At 44.0% G+C, this 19,979-nt stretch carries 17 protein-coding genes and 3 pseudogenes; all 20 read right to left on the bottom strand.

Annotated features, from left to right (window positions below; genetic code table 11):
• Positions 1-5: 5 nt before the first annotated feature.
• The 20 genes and pseudogenes from DXA93_RS03040 to bcp all read right to left on the bottom strand — a co-directional run bounded on the left by DXA93_RS03040 (position 6) and on the right by bcp (position 19,977).
• A complete protein-coding gene (locus tag DXA93_RS03040) occupies positions 6-545 on the bottom strand; it encodes a hypothetical protein (RefSeq protein ID WP_055220204.1) in 540 nt (179 codons plus the stop codon).
• A 91-nt stretch (positions 546-636) separates the two neighbouring features.
• Positions 637-939, bottom strand: coding sequence for a helix-turn-helix domain-containing protein (locus tag DXA93_RS03035; RefSeq protein WP_055220202.1), 303 nt, complete (start codon positions 937-939; stop codon positions 637-639).
• A 338-nt stretch (positions 940-1,277) separates the two neighbouring features.
• A pseudogene (locus tag DXA93_RS20450) lies at positions 1,278-2,643 on the bottom strand (MATE family efflux transporter).
• Positions 2,644-2,793: 150 nt separating this feature from the next.
• Positions 2,794-3,291 carry a flavodoxin family protein BilS gene (gene bilS / locus DXA93_RS03025; RefSeq protein ID WP_055220197.1) on the bottom strand — a complete coding sequence of 166 codons (498 nt, stop codon included), beginning with the start codon at positions 3,289-3,291 and terminating at the stop codon, positions 2,794-2,796.
• 202 nt (positions 3,292-3,493) lie between these two features.
• Complete coding sequence (locus tag DXA93_RS03020) at positions 3,494-3,916, bottom strand: PPC domain-containing DNA-binding protein (RefSeq protein WP_119207708.1); 423 nt, start codon at positions 3,914-3,916, stop codon at positions 3,494-3,496.
• A 55-nt stretch (positions 3,917-3,971) separates the two neighbouring features.
• Positions 3,972-4,543, bottom strand: a pseudogene (locus DXA93_RS19320) (DUF6553 family protein).
• 119 nt (positions 4,544-4,662) lie between these two features.
• A complete protein-coding gene (locus DXA93_RS03010; RefSeq protein ID WP_319638367.1) occupies positions 4,663-5,712 on the bottom strand; it encodes a galactose ABC transporter substrate-binding protein in 1,050 nt (349 codons plus the stop codon).
• A gap of 13 nt (positions 5,713-5,725) precedes the next feature.
• The gene (locus DXA93_RS03005; protein WP_243109134.1) at positions 5,726-6,514 is read right to left on the bottom strand and encodes a sugar ABC transporter substrate-binding protein; all 789 of its coding nucleotides are present in this window, start codon (positions 6,512-6,514) and stop codon (positions 5,726-5,728) included.
• Between the two features lie 8 nt (positions 6,515-6,522).
• The gene (locus tag DXA93_RS18215) at positions 6,523-6,675 is read right to left on the bottom strand and encodes a hypothetical protein (RefSeq protein ID WP_243106487.1); all 153 of its coding nucleotides are present in this window, start codon (positions 6,673-6,675) and stop codon (positions 6,523-6,525) included.
• Positions 6,672-8,507: a cache domain-containing sensor histidine kinase gene (locus DXA93_RS03000; protein ID WP_118700529.1), complete on the bottom strand. Its 1,836-nt coding sequence runs from the start codon at positions 8,505-8,507 to the stop codon at positions 6,672-6,674. The genes DXA93_RS18215 and DXA93_RS03000 overlap by 4 nt, the downstream gene beginning before the upstream one ends.
• A 23-nt stretch (positions 8,508-8,530) precedes the next feature.
• Positions 8,531-10,129: a response regulator gene (locus DXA93_RS02995; protein WP_119207707.1), complete on the bottom strand. Its 1,599-nt coding sequence runs from the start codon at positions 10,127-10,129 to the stop codon at positions 8,531-8,533.
• A 250-nt stretch (positions 10,130-10,379) separates the two neighbouring features.
• Positions 10,380-12,032 (bottom strand): galactose/methyl galactoside ABC transporter permease MglC, encoded by a 1,653-nt coding sequence (locus DXA93_RS02990; RefSeq protein WP_117805227.1) that lies wholly within the window; start codon positions 12,030-12,032, stop codon positions 10,380-10,382.
• A 17-nt stretch (positions 12,033-12,049) separates the two neighbouring features.
• Positions 12,050-13,558: a sugar ABC transporter ATP-binding protein gene (locus DXA93_RS02985; RefSeq protein ID WP_055228555.1), complete on the bottom strand. Its 1,509-nt coding sequence runs from the start codon at positions 13,556-13,558 to the stop codon at positions 12,050-12,052.
• A 147-nt stretch (positions 13,559-13,705) separates the two neighbouring features.
• Positions 13,706-15,010: a substrate-binding domain-containing protein gene (locus DXA93_RS02980; RefSeq protein WP_055228556.1), complete on the bottom strand. Its 1,305-nt coding sequence runs from the start codon at positions 15,008-15,010 to the stop codon at positions 13,706-13,708.
• A gap of 148 nt (positions 15,011-15,158) precedes the next feature.
• Positions 15,159-16,523: an MATE family efflux transporter gene (locus DXA93_RS02975; protein WP_119198445.1), complete on the bottom strand. Its 1,365-nt coding sequence runs from the start codon at positions 16,521-16,523 to the stop codon at positions 15,159-15,161.
• 227 nt (positions 16,524-16,750) lie between these two features.
• A complete protein-coding gene (locus DXA93_RS02970) occupies positions 16,751-17,464 on the bottom strand; it encodes a metallophosphoesterase (protein WP_118666916.1) in 714 nt (237 codons plus the stop codon).
• Between the two features lie 160 nt (positions 17,465-17,624).
• Positions 17,625-18,245: pseudogene (locus tag DXA93_RS19015) on the bottom strand (flavin reductase); the annotation flags it as partial.
• Positions 18,238-18,645, bottom strand: coding sequence for a Fur family transcriptional regulator (locus DXA93_RS02960; RefSeq protein ID WP_119207706.1), 408 nt, complete (start codon positions 18,643-18,645; stop codon positions 18,238-18,240). The gene DXA93_RS02960 and the pseudogene DXA93_RS19015, both read right to left, overlap by 8 nt.
• Before the next feature lie 127 nt (positions 18,646-18,772).
• Entirely contained in the window at positions 18,773-19,522 is a 750-nt protein-coding gene (gene yaaA / locus DXA93_RS02955) for a peroxide stress protein YaaA (RefSeq protein WP_024854728.1), read from the bottom strand.
• A complete protein-coding gene (bcp, locus tag DXA93_RS02950) occupies positions 19,522-19,977 on the bottom strand; it encodes a thioredoxin-dependent thiol peroxidase (protein ID WP_021737556.1) in 456 nt (151 codons plus the stop codon). The genes yaaA and bcp overlap by 1 nt, the downstream gene beginning before the upstream one ends.
• Positions 19,978-19,979 lie beyond the last annotated feature (2 nt).

Raw genomic sequence — 19,979 nt, 5'->3', positions numbered from 1 at the left:
TCCTCCTATTCTGCCGCTTCATTTTCTGCTTCACTGCTGTAGTAGAGCTTTCCGGTCTCACTGTCCGTCACGGTAATATCCGCAAAATATTCCCCGCAGGAACCCTCACACTGGTAATAGACGTCAAACGAAACCGTCATGTCATCTTCTCCTTCCAGGTATTCCGCGTGAACCTGATTTTTCGCGGTCCCCGTCGTTCTGCTCCACACTTTATCATCCGCAAGAAGCTCCTTTTTGATCTTCACAGGAAATTCACTGGATGCAATTTCGTGCTGATTGGACTCGTTTTTGATCCGGTAATAGAGATTCATGTACAGCCCGTCATCTTCCTCATGGAAAAACCAGCCGTAGATATCATCCTCCGCAACAATCGTCGGCTGGATCAGCTCAGCGTTTGTTTTGGTCGTGAATGCATTCATCTCATGCGTAAACTCATTCTGCATCCGGCGATGCTTCATCAGCCAGCTGCCTTCCTTCACACCGGCCGCAGCCACGGCAAGAACGACAGCGCCGATGCAAAGGCCAATGATTTTCTTTTTTGTCATTATTTAATTTCCCCTTTTCTTTTTGAAATACAAAAATAAGATACCCCTAAGAACATACTTATGAGTATCTTATCAGTTTGCACATATAAAGTCAACGGAGCCGGTGGAGACTTTCCTGCCACCGTTGTGTGTAGTTTAAAATTATCCTGAAGCGAGGAATATCCCCGTCAATGACGAGGATATCTTCGATGCTTGTGTTTAATAATCTGCTTAAAATGAGAAAGTTGTCCAGACTTGGCAGGCACTTACCGGAAATCCATTTATAGACCGCCTGTGGATTTTCAAAACCCATGGCATTCTGAATGTCTCTCACGGTGTATCCGCTTTCACGAAGAAGGGATTTGATGCGGCTGCCAGTTTCTTTCTGCTGGATTGACAAATAAATTGGTTCCATCCTGCACCTCCATATGTTTAAGCCATCCCGAAACACAGTTTTATCTTATCATCCGGTACTGGAAAAATCCAGTTTTTTCTTCCTGTTTCTACACAACCCGAATGATCTGTTCATACAAAAGGATTTTCTTTTCATCTACATTCCGATTGTCGTGTGCTGCAAGATTGTTCCGTCCCTCTTCCATCTCTTCTTCGGATGCAAGCTCCTCTTTCCACCAGCTCAGGTGATTGATCCGGTACGGCTTCCGGCCGCGGTCAAAAATCTCATCTCAACGACTCTCTTGCATATGCGCTTTCCTTTTTACCGCAAGAAGATGTCTAGAGCGTGTGGCGAACTTCCTATTTCTTTTCTTCTATCAAATGATGATTCAGCCATTTTCCTGATTTGAACCGGATTGTAAAGAGAATGGACCGCAGGCTCCAGTCTGCCGCCATACCGATCCAGACCGCAATCGGGCCGAATCCCCATACGCGGCACAGGTAAATACAGAGACTCACACGGCACAGCCACATCGTACAGCAGGACGTGATCATGGAGAATTTTACATCTCCCGCGGCCCGCATGCCGTATCCCGGGACAAACGCCATGACCCAGCAGAGCGGCTTTACAATCGTGATAAAGATCATCATCTGCATGCAGAGCTTTGCACTCTCTGCCTCCATACCGCCGATCATCGTAATCGGTTTTGTCAGCACAAATACCAGCAGACAGCTTGCAACGATAACCACTTCTGACAGCCAGCACAGTTTTTTAATATAGTAGATTGCTTCATCCTTCCGGCCCGCGCCGAGACACTGACCGACTACCGTCATCAGTCCGATGCCGACACCGATCGCAGCGACACCGTTCAGGTTCTCAAGGATGTTCGTCATCGCCTGCGCGGCAATGGCAACCGTGCCAAGTGTGGACACAGTGGACTGAATCGCCAGCTTTCCAAACTGGAACATACTGTTCTCGATTCCCGATGGAATACCGATGAACAGTATTTTTTTTGATCAAACCAAAGTCCGGCCGAATGGAAAGATACTGCTTCACAAAAATCGGTTTGCTTTCATCCCGAAGCTTCCACAGTACGACAACCGCACAGAAAATACGCGAAATTAAAGTCGAAATCGCGGCTCCTTCGACACCCATGTGGAAGCCGAAAATAAGAATGGCATTTCCGCCGATGTTCATAAAGTTGGAAATCACCGAAATCACCATCGGACTGCGGCTGTTGTTCTGCGCCCGCAGAATGGATGCGCCCGCATCGTAAAGACCGATAAACGGGAATGACAGCAGCGTAAACAGGAAATACACCTGTGAATTTTTCATAACATCCGCTTCCACTGCCCCGAAAATCACACGCAGCAGCGGAACACGGAAAATCAGGCAGCCCGCGGATAATGCGACGGACAAAACTGTCATAACAAAAAGCACCTGCTGTGCCGAACGGATTGCTCCATCCCGTTTTTCGCTTCCAATATACTGCGAACAGAGAATCGCTCCTCCTGCCGCCAGCGCAGAAAGCGCCTGAATGACTAAGATATTAATGGAATCCACCAGCGAGACTGCCGAAATTGCGGCAGAACCGACATTGCTGACCATCATCGTGTCGACAGTTCCCATCAGGGAAGAAAGTAACTGTTCAATGATGATCGGAATTAAAAGCTTGCGAAGATCCGTGTTACTGTATAAATGAGTTTGTTTTGTTGTAGTTTTCATTGTTTTTACTTCTGCATGACCTCATCTGCCGCATATGCTTTGCCAGCCCTGCCTTTTCCACACCTTTCTTTTTTCTCTCCATTCTATTCCATTTGACGATCCATTGCAATCATTTCGCGAATTTTGCTCTTATCTGATTATTTTTCTATCTCATAATGACTTTTTCAGTCTTTCCAAATCTTCGCTGTCCGGATGTGACAAAGCACGGTCAAAATTCTGAATCAGCAGATCAAGATTGGCCGGATGTTCCGGGTTTTCTTTCATTTTCACATACCGTTCACGCACAGACTGCGGCATCTTTCCCTGGCACATATACTCACCGATGACCGTATTGCTTGCATCAATCGACTGTTTGACTTGTCCGAGAATCTTTTCAAAATAGGCATCACTTCCGCCAAATCCAGCTGTTCCAAACAGAAAAATCTTTTTATTTTTTAATTTCGACAGCAATTCTAATGTCTTTTGGTCTGCATTCCCTTTGTCCGTCCAAAATCCGATATAGCATACGTCGGATTGCGGTACCTGCGAATCGTTTGTGCCAAAATAATCGCATTTGTCCTTTGGCAACGTTTCATAGATTGCATCAGCCAGCTTCTTTGTATTACCCGTTAAGCTGCAAAACAGGATCGAATAATGTTCTTTTATCATAGCCCATACACCTCCAGTTCAGGTATTTATGTGGAAAATCCACTTTTTCGTAAATTGTATTATCTCTTCAGATCACATCTCGATTTCGCTTACGCTGCATCCCGATGTTGCTTCTCACTATTTCCTCTCAGGCTTTTAAGTCAAGCGGATATTCGCAATCCGCTTCGCTACTTGCTCATAACCGAATAGCTGCTTTGCAGCTTCAGTTAAACTTAAAAATATTAAGTCCGGTTTCCTCATCATGAACTCTGTCCACTCTTCCGTCAATTACCGTGATGACCATCTCACAGGTTGCACTGACAATCGCTCTGTTCAGGTGTCCTCCAACCACCTCGCCCTTCTGATTTCCGGCACTCATATGAAGATGTGCATAATATTCTCCATCCATTGTATTGATTGTACCTGTCAGTGATGTAATTTCATAATACCCCTGGAAGCTGTTTGAATAATATTTCTTTTCGTCTGTCTTGTATACTCCGACTGTGAAATCATTGATCGCTCCAAGAGCCTGGACACTGGCAAGCTTTATATTCTCCTTTATGGCAATTACCCTCAGCTGCTCCAATATTTCCTCGTCTTTGTCAATCCTTGCTACTATAACATTGTCAAATTTTCTGTATTCCATTTTATTCTCCTTTCTCTTTCCGCCCGGTCACTTTTCAGACATTACTGCAATAAACTCAATATTTATTCAGGAAATGCTCCCTGTTCGGATACTCCTGCCGATATGCCCGGAGGGCGGCTTCCCGGAGCAGGGTGAATTCTTTTTCCATGTGAAGCAGGCGTGGTGCCTTGAACGCGATTACACTGATCTGTTCGGCGATTTTTTTCGCGATTCCTTCTTCGGACAATTGTCCCATGCCGAATACCAGAGAGGTAAATCCTCTGCCTCCTCTGCTGACCTGAATAAATTTCAGGAATACATTGTACAGTTCATCTGCAAGAATTTTCCGGTATCCCTCCTCTGACTGCATGGCTTCCGCCAGGCACAACGTAGAGAAAATCCGGCTCCCATCTTTCTTCTGTCGCCTCCCAGATCCAGAGAGGTTCCTTCCGCCAGATACTTCAGTTCCATCAGGCATTTGACAAATTCATCCTTCTGGAGCCTGCGTTGTCCGTATCGGGCCTTCCAGAGCCGAGCCCGGTATTCTTCTTCCCAGGCTTCCTCCTCTCCGATATGTTCTTTTAAGATCTGCTGCCGTTTTGCCGGATCTGTCTCCTGATAAAAATCTTTGGTCCATGTATGTTCCATCTGTTTTTCCTCATTCTGTCAAGCGGATATTCGCAATCCGTTTCGCTGCTTGCTTGATTCAGTTAAAATAAAGACACGTCTTCTCTTACTCTTTCTGCCTGCAAACGCAGTCTTCCTGCTTACATTCCGGAGTGGGAAATCGTCTCTTCTGCGTTCAGGTACTCATCGATGTTGCTGCCGTCTACCTTCTGATATTCTGAAAAATAATACCGGCCTTCTTTCAGGCTTTCCTGGTCAAATTCCTCTCCCTCGAACAGCTCCACTGCCATTTTCGCCATTTTCTTTGCCTGATCCACTCTGTCATTTAGGATGCTGCCCTGCATCTCTCCTGCCTTTACGGCTTCCAGAGCCTCTTCCAGGCCATCAATTCCGAAGATCACCGGCCATTCTTCACGGACATAGCCTGCTTTCCGATAGGCCTCCACAGCCCCAAGTGCCATCTCATCGTTGTTGGACATAACAAGTTCAATCTTTTTTCCGTACTGGCTGATCAGACGGTTCATGCGGTTTTCCGCCTGTCCCCGGTTCCAGTCCGCTAACTGATAGCTTAGCTTTTCCAGTATAACATCATTCTTCATCAGTGTCTTTACGGAATACTCTGTTCTGCTGATGGCATCCTGATGGCCTGCTTCTCCTTCCAGAAGCACGTATTGGATCTTTCCATCCTGATTTTTATCGACTTCCGGATGGCTCTTGATGTATTCTTCTGCAATCTCGCCCTGCATAATCCCGGACTGTTCTGCATCACAGCCCACATAATACAGCTTTTCCCACTGCATCAGGTCTTCCCTTACCGGTTCCCTGTTAAAAAAGATCACAGGAATGTCTTCATTCCTTGCCATTCGGATGATCCGGGACGGAGCTGTCCGGTCCACAAGATTGATACAGAGCACATCACAGCCGGCATCAATCATCTCTTCCACCTTTTCGTTCTGTTCCTGCTGATCGTCGTTTCCGCTTTTTGTCGATACGATAATCCTTCGTTCTTTGTTTTCCATGGCTTTCAGCTGCGCCTTCAGTTCATCCGTCAATCCATTGATAAAAGGATCATCCTGAGTGTAGGTTATCACTCCGACCCGCAGGGTTTTCTCTGTCTGGTCCGACTTGCCGGAACACCCCGACAGCACAAGCACCGCACTCCCTATCGTGGCAGATAATAATACTGCCACCCTTCTTTTCTTTTTATTCATAGGAATATAAAAACCTTTCTAAATCTTCGTCCATAGAGAAATTTTCCTTGCCAAGTACCTGATATTCGGTTATATATCCTTGCATTTTATAAGACCTGTGCTCGATCCTTTTGGTTATTTCTTCCACACTTTTATAGCCGATTTCATATCCGTCCGGCACAGCCAGCCCCTGAATGTTTCCGTTATCCAGAAGTGCAATCGTCTTCAGACTGTAACCCACTCCATAGAGCTCCGCGCCCTCGTATGTTCCATTTTCTGCCTGCTCTCCAAACTCTTCCAATATTCCTGCATCCAGGATGACAAGAGCATCCGCCTCTGTTTCCTTCTTCATCCGCTCCACAATGTCCTGTTCTTTTCTCCGGTAAATACACCAGCTGATCTTGCTTTCGCTGCCTTCCAGCGCCTCGTTCAATCCACAAATCTCCGCCTGTACAGCCTCGGACATTTTCCAGTCGGCGATAATTCCGATCTTCTGCTTTTTTGTTCTCAGCCGTTCTCCCAGCCATCTTCCGATCTCCCGGTAATCCGGCTGGATCGTGGGACTGGCAGTTTTCCCTTCTTTTACCGCCAGACCATCTGCAATCAGCAGATACGGTTTATTTCCACACTCTTTTTTCAGCATATTTTCCGTCTCATGACCGGGTGCCGGATATATGATAAAGCCATCAATATCGTTGTCCTTCTGTTCCCTGATAAATTCTCTTTCCGCCTCCGGCCCGTCGATCTCTTCCGTATTGCAGATGATCATATGAACGTTGTTCTCTGCCGCAGCCTGCTTCATTCCCTTGATCAGGCATCCCAGCGTTTGTCACCGGACTCCGGAAGAATCACCGCAATCCGGGGCTCTGCTACGTTCTGATCGAAAATCTTCCATACAAAGAATACTGCCAGCAGCAGCAAAAGAAACTCAATTATAAGAAATTTCATTCTGTTCTTTTTCATCCGCCCGGTCTCCTCTGTATGTATTTTTGTAATTCCAATGCTTCTGCGTTTTCCGGTGTATATGGGATTGCCGGAATACGGATCGTAACCCTTGTTCCTTCGTCCGGTTCGCTTTCTATGGAAAGTCCGTATTCTTCGCCAAACATCAGCCGGATTCTGGAATGCACATTGATTACGCCCACACCGGAACCATGCTTCGGAACCTTGCTGTTATCCGTCAGAATATTTTCCAGGACTTCTTCCCGCATGCCCATCCCATTGTCTTCGATGGTGATCAGAATGTCCTCGTCTTTCTTTTTTCCGCTGACGATGATCATGCCGCCATCATCCTCATCCATATTGCCAACGCCATAATAGATGGCATTTTCCAGGATGGGCTGGATCACCAGCTTTACGATGCAGCAGTTTTCGATCTCTTCCTCGATTCGGAATTCTGTTTTAAACCGCTCTTTGTACCGGGCCAGCTGGATATTCATATAGCTTCTGCTGTGCTGCAGCTCATCCTTAATGGGAATGATGGTCTTACCGCGGGATAGACTGACACGAAGTAATTTTGCCAGTTCAGAAATCATACGAACCGCTGCTTCATTTTCCTGGGCTTCCACCATCCACGTGATGGATTCCAGTGTATTATACAGAAAATGGGGGTTGATCTGGCTTTGCAGGGCATCCAGTTCACTTTTTCTTCGTTCATTTTGCTGCCGGATGATCTCGTCCATCAGTTTTTCGATCTGTTCATAGGACTTCTGCACAGAATGTCCCAGATGGCGGATCTCCGAGGAGCCGCCGATATAGATATCCGGTTTTCCTCCTGCCTCGTGGGCCTTGACGGAAGCATCCAGCTCCCGGATCGGTTTGGATATCTTCCGGGAAACCAGCTGGTTTCCCTCCAAAAGCATGACCATAAGAACCAGAACAGTAGCAAATACATAGTAACGGAAGTTCTTGTAGTTTGCCGCCTGCACGCTCTCTGGCACAACACCGATCATCTTCCAGCCTGTATAGGCTACGCTGCCGACAATCACGGTCTCGTTCTGACCGCCGGAACGGATCTCGTAGGTTCCGTCCTCGTATTTTGCCGCGTCCAGACTGTTTTCTTCAAATAATCCGCGGTTTAACTCCGTTCCCCGTGGATGATAGATCATCTCTCCGTCCTGACTGGTCAGATAATAGTAGATTCCGCCGGAACAGTCATTGATCTGCTTCATCACGTCCCTGATCACAGAATATTTCATATCCAGTAAAAGAATACCGGTTTCCGGTGTCTCTCCCTTGTTGACATCTACATACCTGCTCAGGGAAACGACCCATTGGTACCGATAAGAGCCGTCCTCAAACAGCTCCTGGATATGCGGTGTGGAAAAGTGTATATTTTCAATGGCATCTTCCGCATTTTTATACCATTCCTGCGTCTGCACCTTCACATTTTTCTTTTCTGCCGCCACCGGCTCCGATGCAATCAGATTTCCTTTGGGGTCATACAAAGCCAGGCTCTGAATCTTATCGGAGTTGGTCTCATAGAGCAGACTGAACTGCTCCGAGAATTCCCGGCTGGATATATCAAACTGCTGGACCACGTTGTAGTTTGCCCCGTTTATAATCTGCCGGATATCCAGCAGGTCTGCATTTAACCGGTCCACGGTAGCCTCTACAGTAGCTTCCGTGTTGTCCACTGCTGTTTTTTCCAATGCCAGCTTGAATCGATGGTAAAGCAGCAATCCCATTACAATGATCGTAACCAGTGAAATCGCCATAAGGACAGACAGGATAATCGACTGTATGTTAAATACGATGTTCTTCCTGGAATCCGGCTTTCTTTTTCTATCTTTCATGTATTTTCCCTTTCACCTGTTCCCTATTTTCCGGAAGCTCTGTATTTGGAAGGGGAAACACCGAATTTCTTTTTGAATACATAGCTGAAGTAGTTCGCATCCTGATATCCCACTTTTTCTGCGATCTTATAGCTTTTTTCATCGGTGTTCAGCACCATTTCTTCTGCCCTGTCCATTCGGTAATCCGTAAGATAGGAGACGAAGGACTGACCGGTTTCCTTTTTAAAAATGGACGAAAAGTAAGAATTGGACACACCAAGATCTGCGCACACATCATCCAGTGAGAGCGCCGGTTCCATATATCTGTCTTTTACGATGTTCTGTGCATCGGTGATGATCCGTCTGGAGGTACTATTTCTGGTACTTCTCAGTTTTTCGCTGATAGCTATAGACATATTGATGATCCAGTTTGTCATAGAGCTTTCATCCAACTGAGTCACTCTTTCATAAAGGTTCTGTACATTTCCGGAAATTTCATTGAAATCCATGGAATTATTGGCACAGAATTTGAAAAATCCGCTGACAATCTCCATGGTAGCCAGATTGTACTGGCTGATGGTGGCTGCATTCTTATGGAGCTTTTCTGTCTCCTTGATGGCTTCTTTCCGGATCTTCTCCTGATCCCCTACATGGATGGCACGAAACAGCTCCTGCATCCTTGTCTCTTCTAAGGGAACCGCCTTTTTTGACTCTTTGGGAACGATCTCCGCGATATTGATGGCTCTTTTCGTTCCGTACAGGACACGGTAGGATACCGCCTCTCTGGCTCCCTCGTAGGAAATACTGATATCGTACAGACTGTTGCAGACGGTTCCGATCCCTGCGGTAACCGCCGCCCCCATAATTCTCCATGCCCAGCGGCAGAACCGGTCACACTTGTCCGTCAATTGAGCTATCTCATCTTCTGAATGGAGTTCCATAATCAGAATGGTATTACCCATATAGATGAACTCCTGGCAATTACAGTTCTCCATCAACCGCTGTTTGATCTCCCGCTCCACGGACATGGATAACAATAAGGGATTCATGCCATCCGGCACATCATTTTCCGATGTATGAAAAATCATGCAGCAAAACAAAGGTCCCTTCATATCCACCCGATAGTCCAAAAGGAATCGTTCATAATCCTCTTCTCTGACCCTTCCCTCGATCAGGGAAATAAAGAAATTGGACTGCAGCTTTGGTAATACCTCCTGGAAATAGTCTTCCAGTTTTTTTACATTTAACTTTTCTTCCCGTTCCCTGTCCAGTGTGGTTTTCAGCTTCATCAGGCTTTCTGACAGTTCGGTGGCGCTGATGGGTTTCAGCATATATTCCTTGATCTCCAGATGGACGGCCTCTTTCGCATATTCAAATTCGTCAAAACCGGTGCAAAGCATAATGTAAATATTGGGATAGTCCTGGTTCAGTTTTCTTGCCAGCTCCAGTCCATCCATGTAAGGCATTTTAATGTCCGTCAGTACCACATCCGGCTGAAGTTTTTCCACCAGCTCCAAAGCCTTCACGCCGTTGGTGGCACTTCCCACTACGTCAAATCCCAGATCATTCCAGCGGATCTTTTTTTTCATAACATCGATGACCTCTACTTCATCATCGACAAGAATCACTTTATATTGTTCCATCCTTATCCTCCTGTTTTGCGGAGCATATTATTATTCCTTTATTATAGCAGAAGATTGCTCTCTGCTGAATGAATAGTTACAAAAATTTTTGCCAAAACAGAACAAAAGACCGCCCTGGTCATCCATCGGACGACCGGGCTGTCTTATATTCTATCTGTTTATGAAGATGTTGGAATCAAAAGTTTTTCTGACCCCTTTGATACCAGATTGCTACGTGCTTTGCACTCCTGGTATCTTTATGAATGTCTCATTATTTTTTCTGTACATATTTCAGACAGTCAAGTGTTACAGCTGCCAGAATAATGATACCTTCGAAGATGAACTGAAGGTTGGTATCAATACCCAGAATCGTCAGGGCATATGTCAGGGAGGTAAAGATCAGTACACCGGTTACAACTCCGGAGATCTTACCGATACCACCGGTAAAGGATACACCACCAACTACGCAGGCTGCGATGGCATCCATATCCCATCCCTGTCCGTAAGCTGCACTACCGGAACCAACCATACGGTTACATTCCAGCCAGGAACCGAAGCCATACAGGATACCTGCCAGCATAAACGCTCCCATTGTTACTTTAAATACAGAGATACCGGATACTGCTGCCGCTTCCGGATTTCCACCTACCGCATACAGGTTTTTACCAAATGTTGTTTTGTTCCAGATAAACCATACAATGGCAACTGCTGCAACAGCCCACAGAATGATGGTCGGGAATTTTCCGATCTGCGGAATGAAAGTATTCGGGATAGCAGAATCAATCGCACCGAAGGATACACCCTTGGTCGCATAGGTAACCAGACCGAAGATGATCAGCATGTTCGCCATGGTAGAGATAAACGGATGCATTTTGAATCTTGCCATGAAGAATCCGGCAATCATGGCAAATACTGTTGTAAAGATCACACACATTAACAGTGCAAACAGTGCTTTCGCTGTAGCAGGCATAGCGGAGAAGTCAAATACATGGCCGAATACGGCACCTGTATTGATTCCGTTATGCATAATGATGGTTGCTGTAACCATACCCATACCAACCATACGTCCTACGGAAAGGTCGGTACCTGTTAACAGGATCAGACCGGCAACACCAAGTGCAAGGAACATACGCGGGGATGCCTGCTGTAAGATATTCAGGATGTTGGTAACCGTCAGCAGCTGTGTATTTTTAACGATCGGTGTGATGATACACAGTGCGATAAAGATCAGAATGATTACGATATACAGACCGTTTTTGTACAGGAACTGAGATAAATCGAAGGTATATCTGTAATTTTCCAGTTTCTGTATTCTCTGCTGCTGGAATGTGAATTTGGACGCTCTCAGCAGGTCGATCAGATGATATTTATGCATGAATGCTTCATGTCTTCTGTCCTTGATTTCCTGGAGCTTTGATTCATGAGCCATCTGTGCGTCAAACAGTTTGTTTTTGAGCACGTATTTCTCGGCCTTGATCTCTTCTGCATCCTTCAGAGAAGCAATCTTTTTCTGATGCTCGCTCTTCAGATCTGCTTTGATCTTCTCGTATCTGCTGTTTTCTTCTGCTTTTGCAGCTTTGCAGCTTTTGTTTACTACATCGTAATAATCCTTTTTGTAATGCGCAGCCAGATAGCCTTCTGCCTCTGCGACCAGCTTTTTAATTTCTTCTTTGTTGTCTGCCTCTACTTTTTTTGCATTTTCCAGCTCTTTTTTGCTGTTTTCAATGATCTTATCTCTCTGTGTTGCGGATAAGTTCTTGTTTTCTTTTGCGATCGCGATCTGTTTTTTCAGATCGCTCACTTTGTCAAAGCCGTCTGCACGTAATGCATCGATTTTTTTCTGGATTTCTTCCACATATTCATCGATCGGCTTCAAAAGCTTTGCTTCTTCTTCCGACGAAATAATAACGCTGTTTTCTGCCATTTCCAATTTTCCTCCTGTTACAGGTATTTAGCACTGAGTCTCAATAATTCTTCCTGGTTTGTTTCTTTGGTATTTACGATTCCGGCCAGACGTCCGTTAGACATAACACCGATTCGGTTGGTAATACCAAGAATCTCCGGCATTTCGGAAGAAACAACGATGATTGTTTTTCCCTGTTTCGCCATATTGATAATCAGTTCATAAATTTCATATTTTGCTCCAACATCAATTCCTCGTGTCGGGTCATCCATCATGAATACGCTCGGTGAACGCTCCAGCCATTTACCAAAGATGACCTTCTGCTGATTACCACCGGAAAGGTTGGCGATCATATCATCCGGTCCCATACATTTTGTATGCATGATCTTGATTTCTTCAGCCGTTGCACGCACCATCTTGTCATGCGATAATGCGACTCCGCTCTTATAATGCTTCATATTCGCAATGGTAGTATTGAATGTAATATCGCCCTTCAGGAACAGACCATTGGCTTTTCTTTCCTCTGTAATCAGAGCAAATCCGTGATCCATAGCATCTTTCGGGGAGGAGAAGTTCAGTACTTTTCCATCATATACGATATTTCCTTCTGCTTTTGTACGAATTCCGAAGATGGTCTCCAGAAGTTCCGTACGACCGGCACCGACCAGACCATAGAATCCGAAAATTTCTCCTTTTTTGATATCAAAGGAAATATTCTGCAGTTTCGGTGCATATTTTGTTGATATATTCTGTACGGAGAGAATCGTTTCTCCCGGTGTATTGTCTACAGGCGGAAATCTGTTGTCCAGAGAACGTCCAACCATGGCGGCGATCAGTTCGTTCATATCCGTTTCTTTACTTGGCTTGGTCATGACCAGGCTTCCGTCTCGCAGTACGGATATTTCGTCACAGATTTCAAATATTTCATCCATTTTATGTGAAATGTAGATCAGAGCAATTCCCTGCGCCTTCAGCTGACGCATCATCTTAAAGAGTTTTTCAACCTCCGGTGCAGTCAGGGATGATGTAGGTTCATCCAGTACAATGACTTTGGAATGATAGGAAATCGCTTTTGCGATCTCGCACATCTGTCTCTGAGATACAGACATTTTCTTCATTGGCTGCGTCAGATCAACTGTAATTCCCAGTTTTCTGAACAGGTCTGATGTTTCTTTTTTCATTCTTCCTTCGTCGATCACTCCAACGGAATTCTTTGGGTATCTTCCAAGGAACATGTTATCTACAACACTTCTTTCAAGACACTGGTTCAACTCCTGGTGTACCATTGCCACTCCGTTTTCCAGTGCATCCTTCGGGCCGGAGAAATTCACTTCTTTTCCGTCCAATACGATGGTTCCTTCATCTTTCTGATAGGTTCCAAAGAGGCATTTCATCATTGTCGATTTTCCGGCACCGTTTTCACCCATCAGTCCCATAATGGTTCCAGGTTTGACATTCATGCTGATATGTTTCAGAACCTTATTTCTACCGAACGATTTGCTCATGCCGTTAATCGATAAGATATATTTATTCTTATCATCTGTCATAGCTGCGCTTCCTTTTCTTAATAAAGAAGGGTATCATTGCTGACACCCCTCTATAATTTCATTCATTTACGGTAACGATTCAGAGACCTCATCTCGATTTCGCATGGCTCCGAATCGTCACCATTTACACTCTTATTCTGTCTCGAATTATTTGGAGAGAAGTGATGTATATGCTGCTGCATTATCGGTCTTAACCATGTTAATTGCAAAAGCATCATACTCGCTCGGGTTTCCAAGACGGTTTGTGATATTAGACTCTGTCTGTCCGTCTCCACCGATGTAATCTACCTTCAGGTTCAGCAGATCATCATATTTCTCCAGCAGTGGCTGATAGGTAGAGCTCAGGAAGTTATCCGATGCGTTGTAGATATTCAGCCATACTTTTTTGGATGGGCTCTTGCTTTCATCCAGCTGTTTTGCAACTTTATCGTAAACTTTTGTGGAATCTGTGAAATCGTTGTAGTTATCGGCTGTTACAGCAATATTTAATGCGTAGTAAGATCTCTCTTCTTCGCTGTATCTGTAATCCTCACCCTCTGTCAGGCAGTTGCCGGCTTCATCTGCTGTACCGATACCGGTATCAATGTCTACACCGTCCAGTGCGTTACGCAGAACTCTCAGTGTCAGGTAAGCCTGAACGTCTGCATGCTGAGAAATTGTTCCGCCATATCCTTCACCGATTGCTGCTACAGCATCGCTGTTTGCATCGTAACCGAAGGTAGGAACTTTGTTGTCTTTCGCCCATGCATTGAACATTGACATTCCCATACCATCGTTATTGGAAACTACAACATCGATCTGATCACCGAAGGAAGCTGTCCATGTTCCGATCGCGTTACCAGCTGTTGCAGCATCCCATGTTGCACCTGCTGAGTTTTTCATTTCCTGAGAAGCCAGCTCACGGATGGTATATGTTTTTCCGTCTACATCCAGAGTTGCATCCTGCACAACCTTTGCTTTTCCGTCTACGTTTGTTCCGGCCGGTGTAGAATCTACTCCGCCGTCTGCATCTACACCTGTTCCAAGTGCGGAACGAACACCACGTGTACGGGCGATAGAATCGTTATGTCCGATATCACCGATTGCCAGAACATATCCGATTACGCCGTCACCGTTTCTGTCGATCGTGTCTGCGTTTTTCTTGATGTAATCCAGAACCATCTGTCCCTGCAGTTCAGCACCCTGATTTGCATCGAAACCTACATAATAAGTATTTCCGTTGAAGTTCAGAGCATCTTTGTCCAGTTCGCCGGTAGCACTGCTGGATGGCTGACGGTTGAACCAGCACAGAGGTTTGTCCTTGTTTTCTACGCTTCCGCCCGTTGATGCCGTAGAATCTGCTGTTTCTGTTTTCTGGGTAGAATCTTTAGACTCTGATGTGGATCCTCCACAACCAGCCATGGATACTGCCATAGCTACTGCCATAATTGCTGCTAATGCTTTTCTTTTCATTTTTATTCCTCCCGTTTGGTGATTTTGCTAGATTCGCTTCGTTCCTAGCTGATGAATTCATTATAATCACAAGAGGCCTAAAAAAAAATAGAATATTTTTGGATTAGTTATTGAAATTTTTGGTTATTTCGTATTCTTTTCACGCGTTCTATAGTGATCCTGTATACTGCGTATCTTTATATTTCCGTATCAGAATCATATAGCTTATGATCAGTAAAACAGCTGCACTGCTCCATGCACAGATCTCGGCATAGTATATTCCCTCTTCGCCGATCCATTTCGGCAGCAGCAGCGCAACGCTGACACGCATCACAAATTCTGCAATGCCGCTGGCAAGCGGAATCAAAGTATTGCCCAGCCCCTGGATCGCGGAACGATACACATGCAGCAAATACAGTATCCACAAAAAGACAGCCATGATAAACAAATACTTATATGCAATATCTAATACCTGTCGGATCTGCTCCGGTTCACCGGATACAAACAGAGACAATATATTACGCCCAATCAGCACCATCATACCGGAAATGAAAACAGAAGTGAGCACTGCCATATACGTACCGCTGCGCACACCTTTTCGGATTCTCTGATATTTCTTTGCGCCAAGATTCTGCCCTACATACGTTGTAATCGCATATCCATAGGAAACGGCTGCCATCTCCAAAATTCCATACAGCTTGTTCGTTGCCGTAAATCCGGCTACAAACAGAAAGCCAAAGCCATTGATCACATACTGCACCGTAAGTCCTCCCACAGAAATGATCACGTTCTGTATGGCAAGAGGAGTCCCCAGCTTCAAAAGCCGCAGACTCATAGACGGCTGCCTGTAAAAATCCTCCTTTTCCAGTCGGATATCCCTGATTTTCCGTAATACAAGCAGACAGTACAAGGCTGAAAATCCCTGTGCAATAACAGTCGCCACGGCTGCTCCGGCTACGCCCCAGCCAAAAACTGCCACAAACAGCAGGTCAAGTCCCACATTGATCACTGCTGCCACGGTCATTGCAATCAATGGAGATCTGCTGTTTCCAAGTGCCCTTAAGATCGCCGCAAAGATATTATAGGCAGCTATAATCGGGACTCCCGCAAAAATCAGCCGCAAATATAGCATCGTCAGATCAATAACATTATCCGGTGTCTGCAAAAATAAAAGAACGTGATAAACTGCGCCTTCACTTACTGCAAGTACAATCACAGACAGTAATGCTGTCATAATATAGCTTTTCGCCACCGCACATTTCAGATTTTCCTTTTCCCCTGCTCCATAGTACTGCGATACAAGAATCGAAAAGCCCTGTGTGATACCTGTCATGATGCCCAGCACCAGCCAGACCAGCCAGTCTCCGGCGCCTACTGCCGCCAACGCTTCTACTCCTACCACCTGGCCAACAATCATGGTGTCCGCCATCGTATAAAACTGCTGGAAAATATTTCCGAGCATCAGTGGTATGGCAAACGTTATGATCAGTTTTCCGGGGGATCCCGCAGTCATATTCTTTTCATTTGTTCCCATAAGATTAAGAAGCTCCTTTTCTCTCTTTCTCCTCCTGCCGCTATTTTACAGGGGACCCTTGCGAAACACAATTCTATTTTTTCACAAAGTTTTTCCGATATTTTTGGTGGCTATTACTTTCTTTTGAGGTAAAAAGAGATTTTCGTTGGTTTTCCATTACAGAGTATGAAAAAGAAGCAGCGTATTTGAGACGCAGACATAATATGCATCCAATTACGTATCGGATTCTACATCTTAATTCCGCAGTATTCCCATGTCACTGTATCGAGCAAGAGGAACTCCTCTGTTCCAATTGGCTTTCCATCTCTGTAAGTTGAAAACACATCCGTGCTAATCAGATTTCCCTCTTTCGTAATTGCATCCATAGGTGTATGACCTACAACCTGCAACAACTTACGTGGCTTATATAATCTCATTTTTGAATGCTGTGGTCTCAGCCAGATCGGCGATGCATCATTCCACATCTCGATTCTTCCGAGCTGATTAATCGTCTCTAGCACAGCATCCACATCATTATATTTTGCTCGCGGAACATATTCCTCTACAAAGAAATTCAGTACGCCTCCATGAGAAAAGAGAACATTGCCTATTCTCTGAACATATTTAATGGGATTATCTTCTGGAACAGCCTCTCGCAAATCCAACAACTTTCTTTGCACTGTCAGTGAAGCCATGGAGCTATAACCGCTCTCCAGACAATGCCACAGATAACTCAAATCGTGATTCCCGTAGCACCAGGCTGTTTCCGGAAATGCTTTTGCAAACCGAATAGCCTCATCATAAGTTTCTTCATAAAGTCCGACATTATATTGCTTGTCCCAATCATCAGGGATGTCCATCAGACATACCGCTCGATCGGCAATTCCCTGATGCATAAGAGCTGTAGCCTGTTTAAACATCTGCGGTTTAAGATGAACATCAGGAATTACTAATATCTTCATACCATCATACCTTCTTATACTAACCTTCCTTTTTCGCTACAGAAGCAAAATAGGTATACTTATTTCTTGCCTGTGATTCCCCTGCAAATGCCTCCTGTAAATTCTTCTCTGTCTGTGTTCCTGCATATTTGTTTGCTGCCATCTCTTTTACCTCCGTTTTCTTTACTACTTTTTCAAAATCTGATGCCGGGTGCTTGCACAAAGGACATATAAAGTCATCTGGTAATTCCTCGCCTACATATTCATATCCGCAAATTCTGCAACGCCATATTGTCTGACTGTCCTCTGTTTTTCCAACCTCCTGTGGCTTAGGCTTAATATTATTCTGATAATAATCATATGTTACTGAAGGAACATTGCTTAAAACTTCCATATCGGTTATCTCACCGATAAACATCGTATGTGAACCCAAGTCCTCTGTTTTAGTAACTGTCACAGAAATGTATGCATTTGTACCTTCTGTAATATAATAAATACCATTTGTGCCCCTGGCACACTGCTCAAAGGCTTCAAACTTATTGGTATCTCTTCCTGATTGGAAGCCAAAATGTTTGAACAATTCAAATTGTGCCTTCTGACTTAAGACTGATACAGTAAATTTTCCGGTTCTTTGAATCATATCATGCGTATAATTTGCCTTATTTACACAGATACTTAACTGGTTTGGTTCCGAAGCTGCCTGAATGGCTGTATTAATGATGCATCCGTTATCTTTTTCTGCTTCTTTAGCGGTCAATATAAACAGTCCATAACTCAACTTATACATTGCTTTCCTATCCATGCTGTTCCTCCTTTACCTTCTCCCTGCATTTCGGGCAAATGCCTTTAAATGAAATATCATAATCCACAAATTCAATTCCATGAGTGTTATGAATTCTTTCCAGCAAATCCGGTATTTGATCCATATCCACATCAAAAATTTCACCGCACTTTATACATCTTACATGGTAATGATTTTTCAATGTAAAATCAAATCGGTTCGGTCCATTCGGAACTTCAACCTTTCTTAATGCACCTTCCTCTACCAATATATCAAGATTTCTATATACAGTTCCTTTTCCAATTGTTGGATATGCTTCTTTTATAAATTCATACACTTCATTTGCCGTAACGTGTTTTCTCATTTCGTATACGGTATTTCTTACGAGATCTTTTTGAATGGTATTTCTCCTACTTGTCATTCGTCCTCCTTATTAGGATTAGTTCTTAATAAGGATTATATACCACTATTATCCTGCTGTCAATAAAAATAGTAATAATTCTCATTATTATAAAAACTGTCAAACTGAGCATCTTTTACCTGAATAACTATTTTATTTTGCGTTCAAATACATATTCTGAATCTGAAGATAAATCAGACCTAAACGAATATCCGAGTCTGTCAAATTTCTGAATCTCCACCGGATTTTCAATATTATTTTCCGCTATGAATCTGACCATTTCACCACGAGCCATCTTGGCATAGGTACCTTTTGTTACCAATTTATCTCCGGATAACTCACAAAATACAATCGTAATATATCTGTCCTGTGGTGTCAGATACTTTTCTATACATTTTGAGTATTCTTTTGATGCAAGATTAATGATAATCCTGCTGTCATCAATTACTGAGCGGTATAACAATTCTCCCCAGTACTCATACAGATTTTTTGCATCTCCAATTCCAACCTTTGCCTGCATTTCAAGACGATAAGGAGTCACACCATCCATTGGTTTTAAAATGCCATAAAACGCGGACAAGATTCTTAAATGATTTTGCAAATACTCAAACTGCTGGATTTCAAACACAGATGGTGCCATATATTGAAATGCAATCCCTTCATATGCTAAAACAGCCGGAGTAAGCCTGTTATAAAGATCCATATTTTCCAATCTGTTAAAGTTCTGCTCTGCAATCTTGTCATTACATTTCCAGATAGCTTTCAGTTCTTCTTTTGATTTGCTTTTCATCCAGTTTAATACTTCTGCTGTCTTATCAATATAGACAGGCAGTTCAACCGGTGCTAAGTTATCGGTATCTACAATCATCTTTTTTGCAGGTGATAAAATAATCTTCATTATGCCAATTCCTTAAGCATATTTTCAGGATCATCTGCCGCCTTGACTTTATCATTTGCCTTTATAATGATTCCCTGCTCATCAATAAGATATGTAGTTCTTACTACACCCATAGATACTTTTCCATAATTTTTCTTTTCTTTCCAGACATCATATGCTTCAATAACTTTACGCTCCGGATCTGCTAATAGCGTAAATGCCAGTCCGTATTTTTCTTCAAATCTCTTGTGAGACGCTACAGAGTCCTTGCTTACTCCGAGAATAACAGCTCCTTTCTCAGTAAACTGTGGATAACGCTCAGAAAAGCCACATGCCTGCTTCGTACATCCTGGTGTATTATCCTTTGGATAAAAATATAAGATCACTTTTTTTCCTGCATAATCGCTTAATTTATGCATTTCTCCATTCTGATCCGGCAATTCAAAGTCCGGTGCTTTTTTTCCTAACTCTAACATTT

This window comes from Blautia sp. OF09-25XD, assembly GCF_003482095.1.
Lineage (GTDB): Bacteria > Bacillota > Clostridia > Lachnospirales > Lachnospiraceae > Fusicatenibacter > Fusicatenibacter saccharivorans.
Note: the sequence above shows the minus strand (reverse complement) of the source record. Positions and strands in the feature narration are given on the sequence as shown.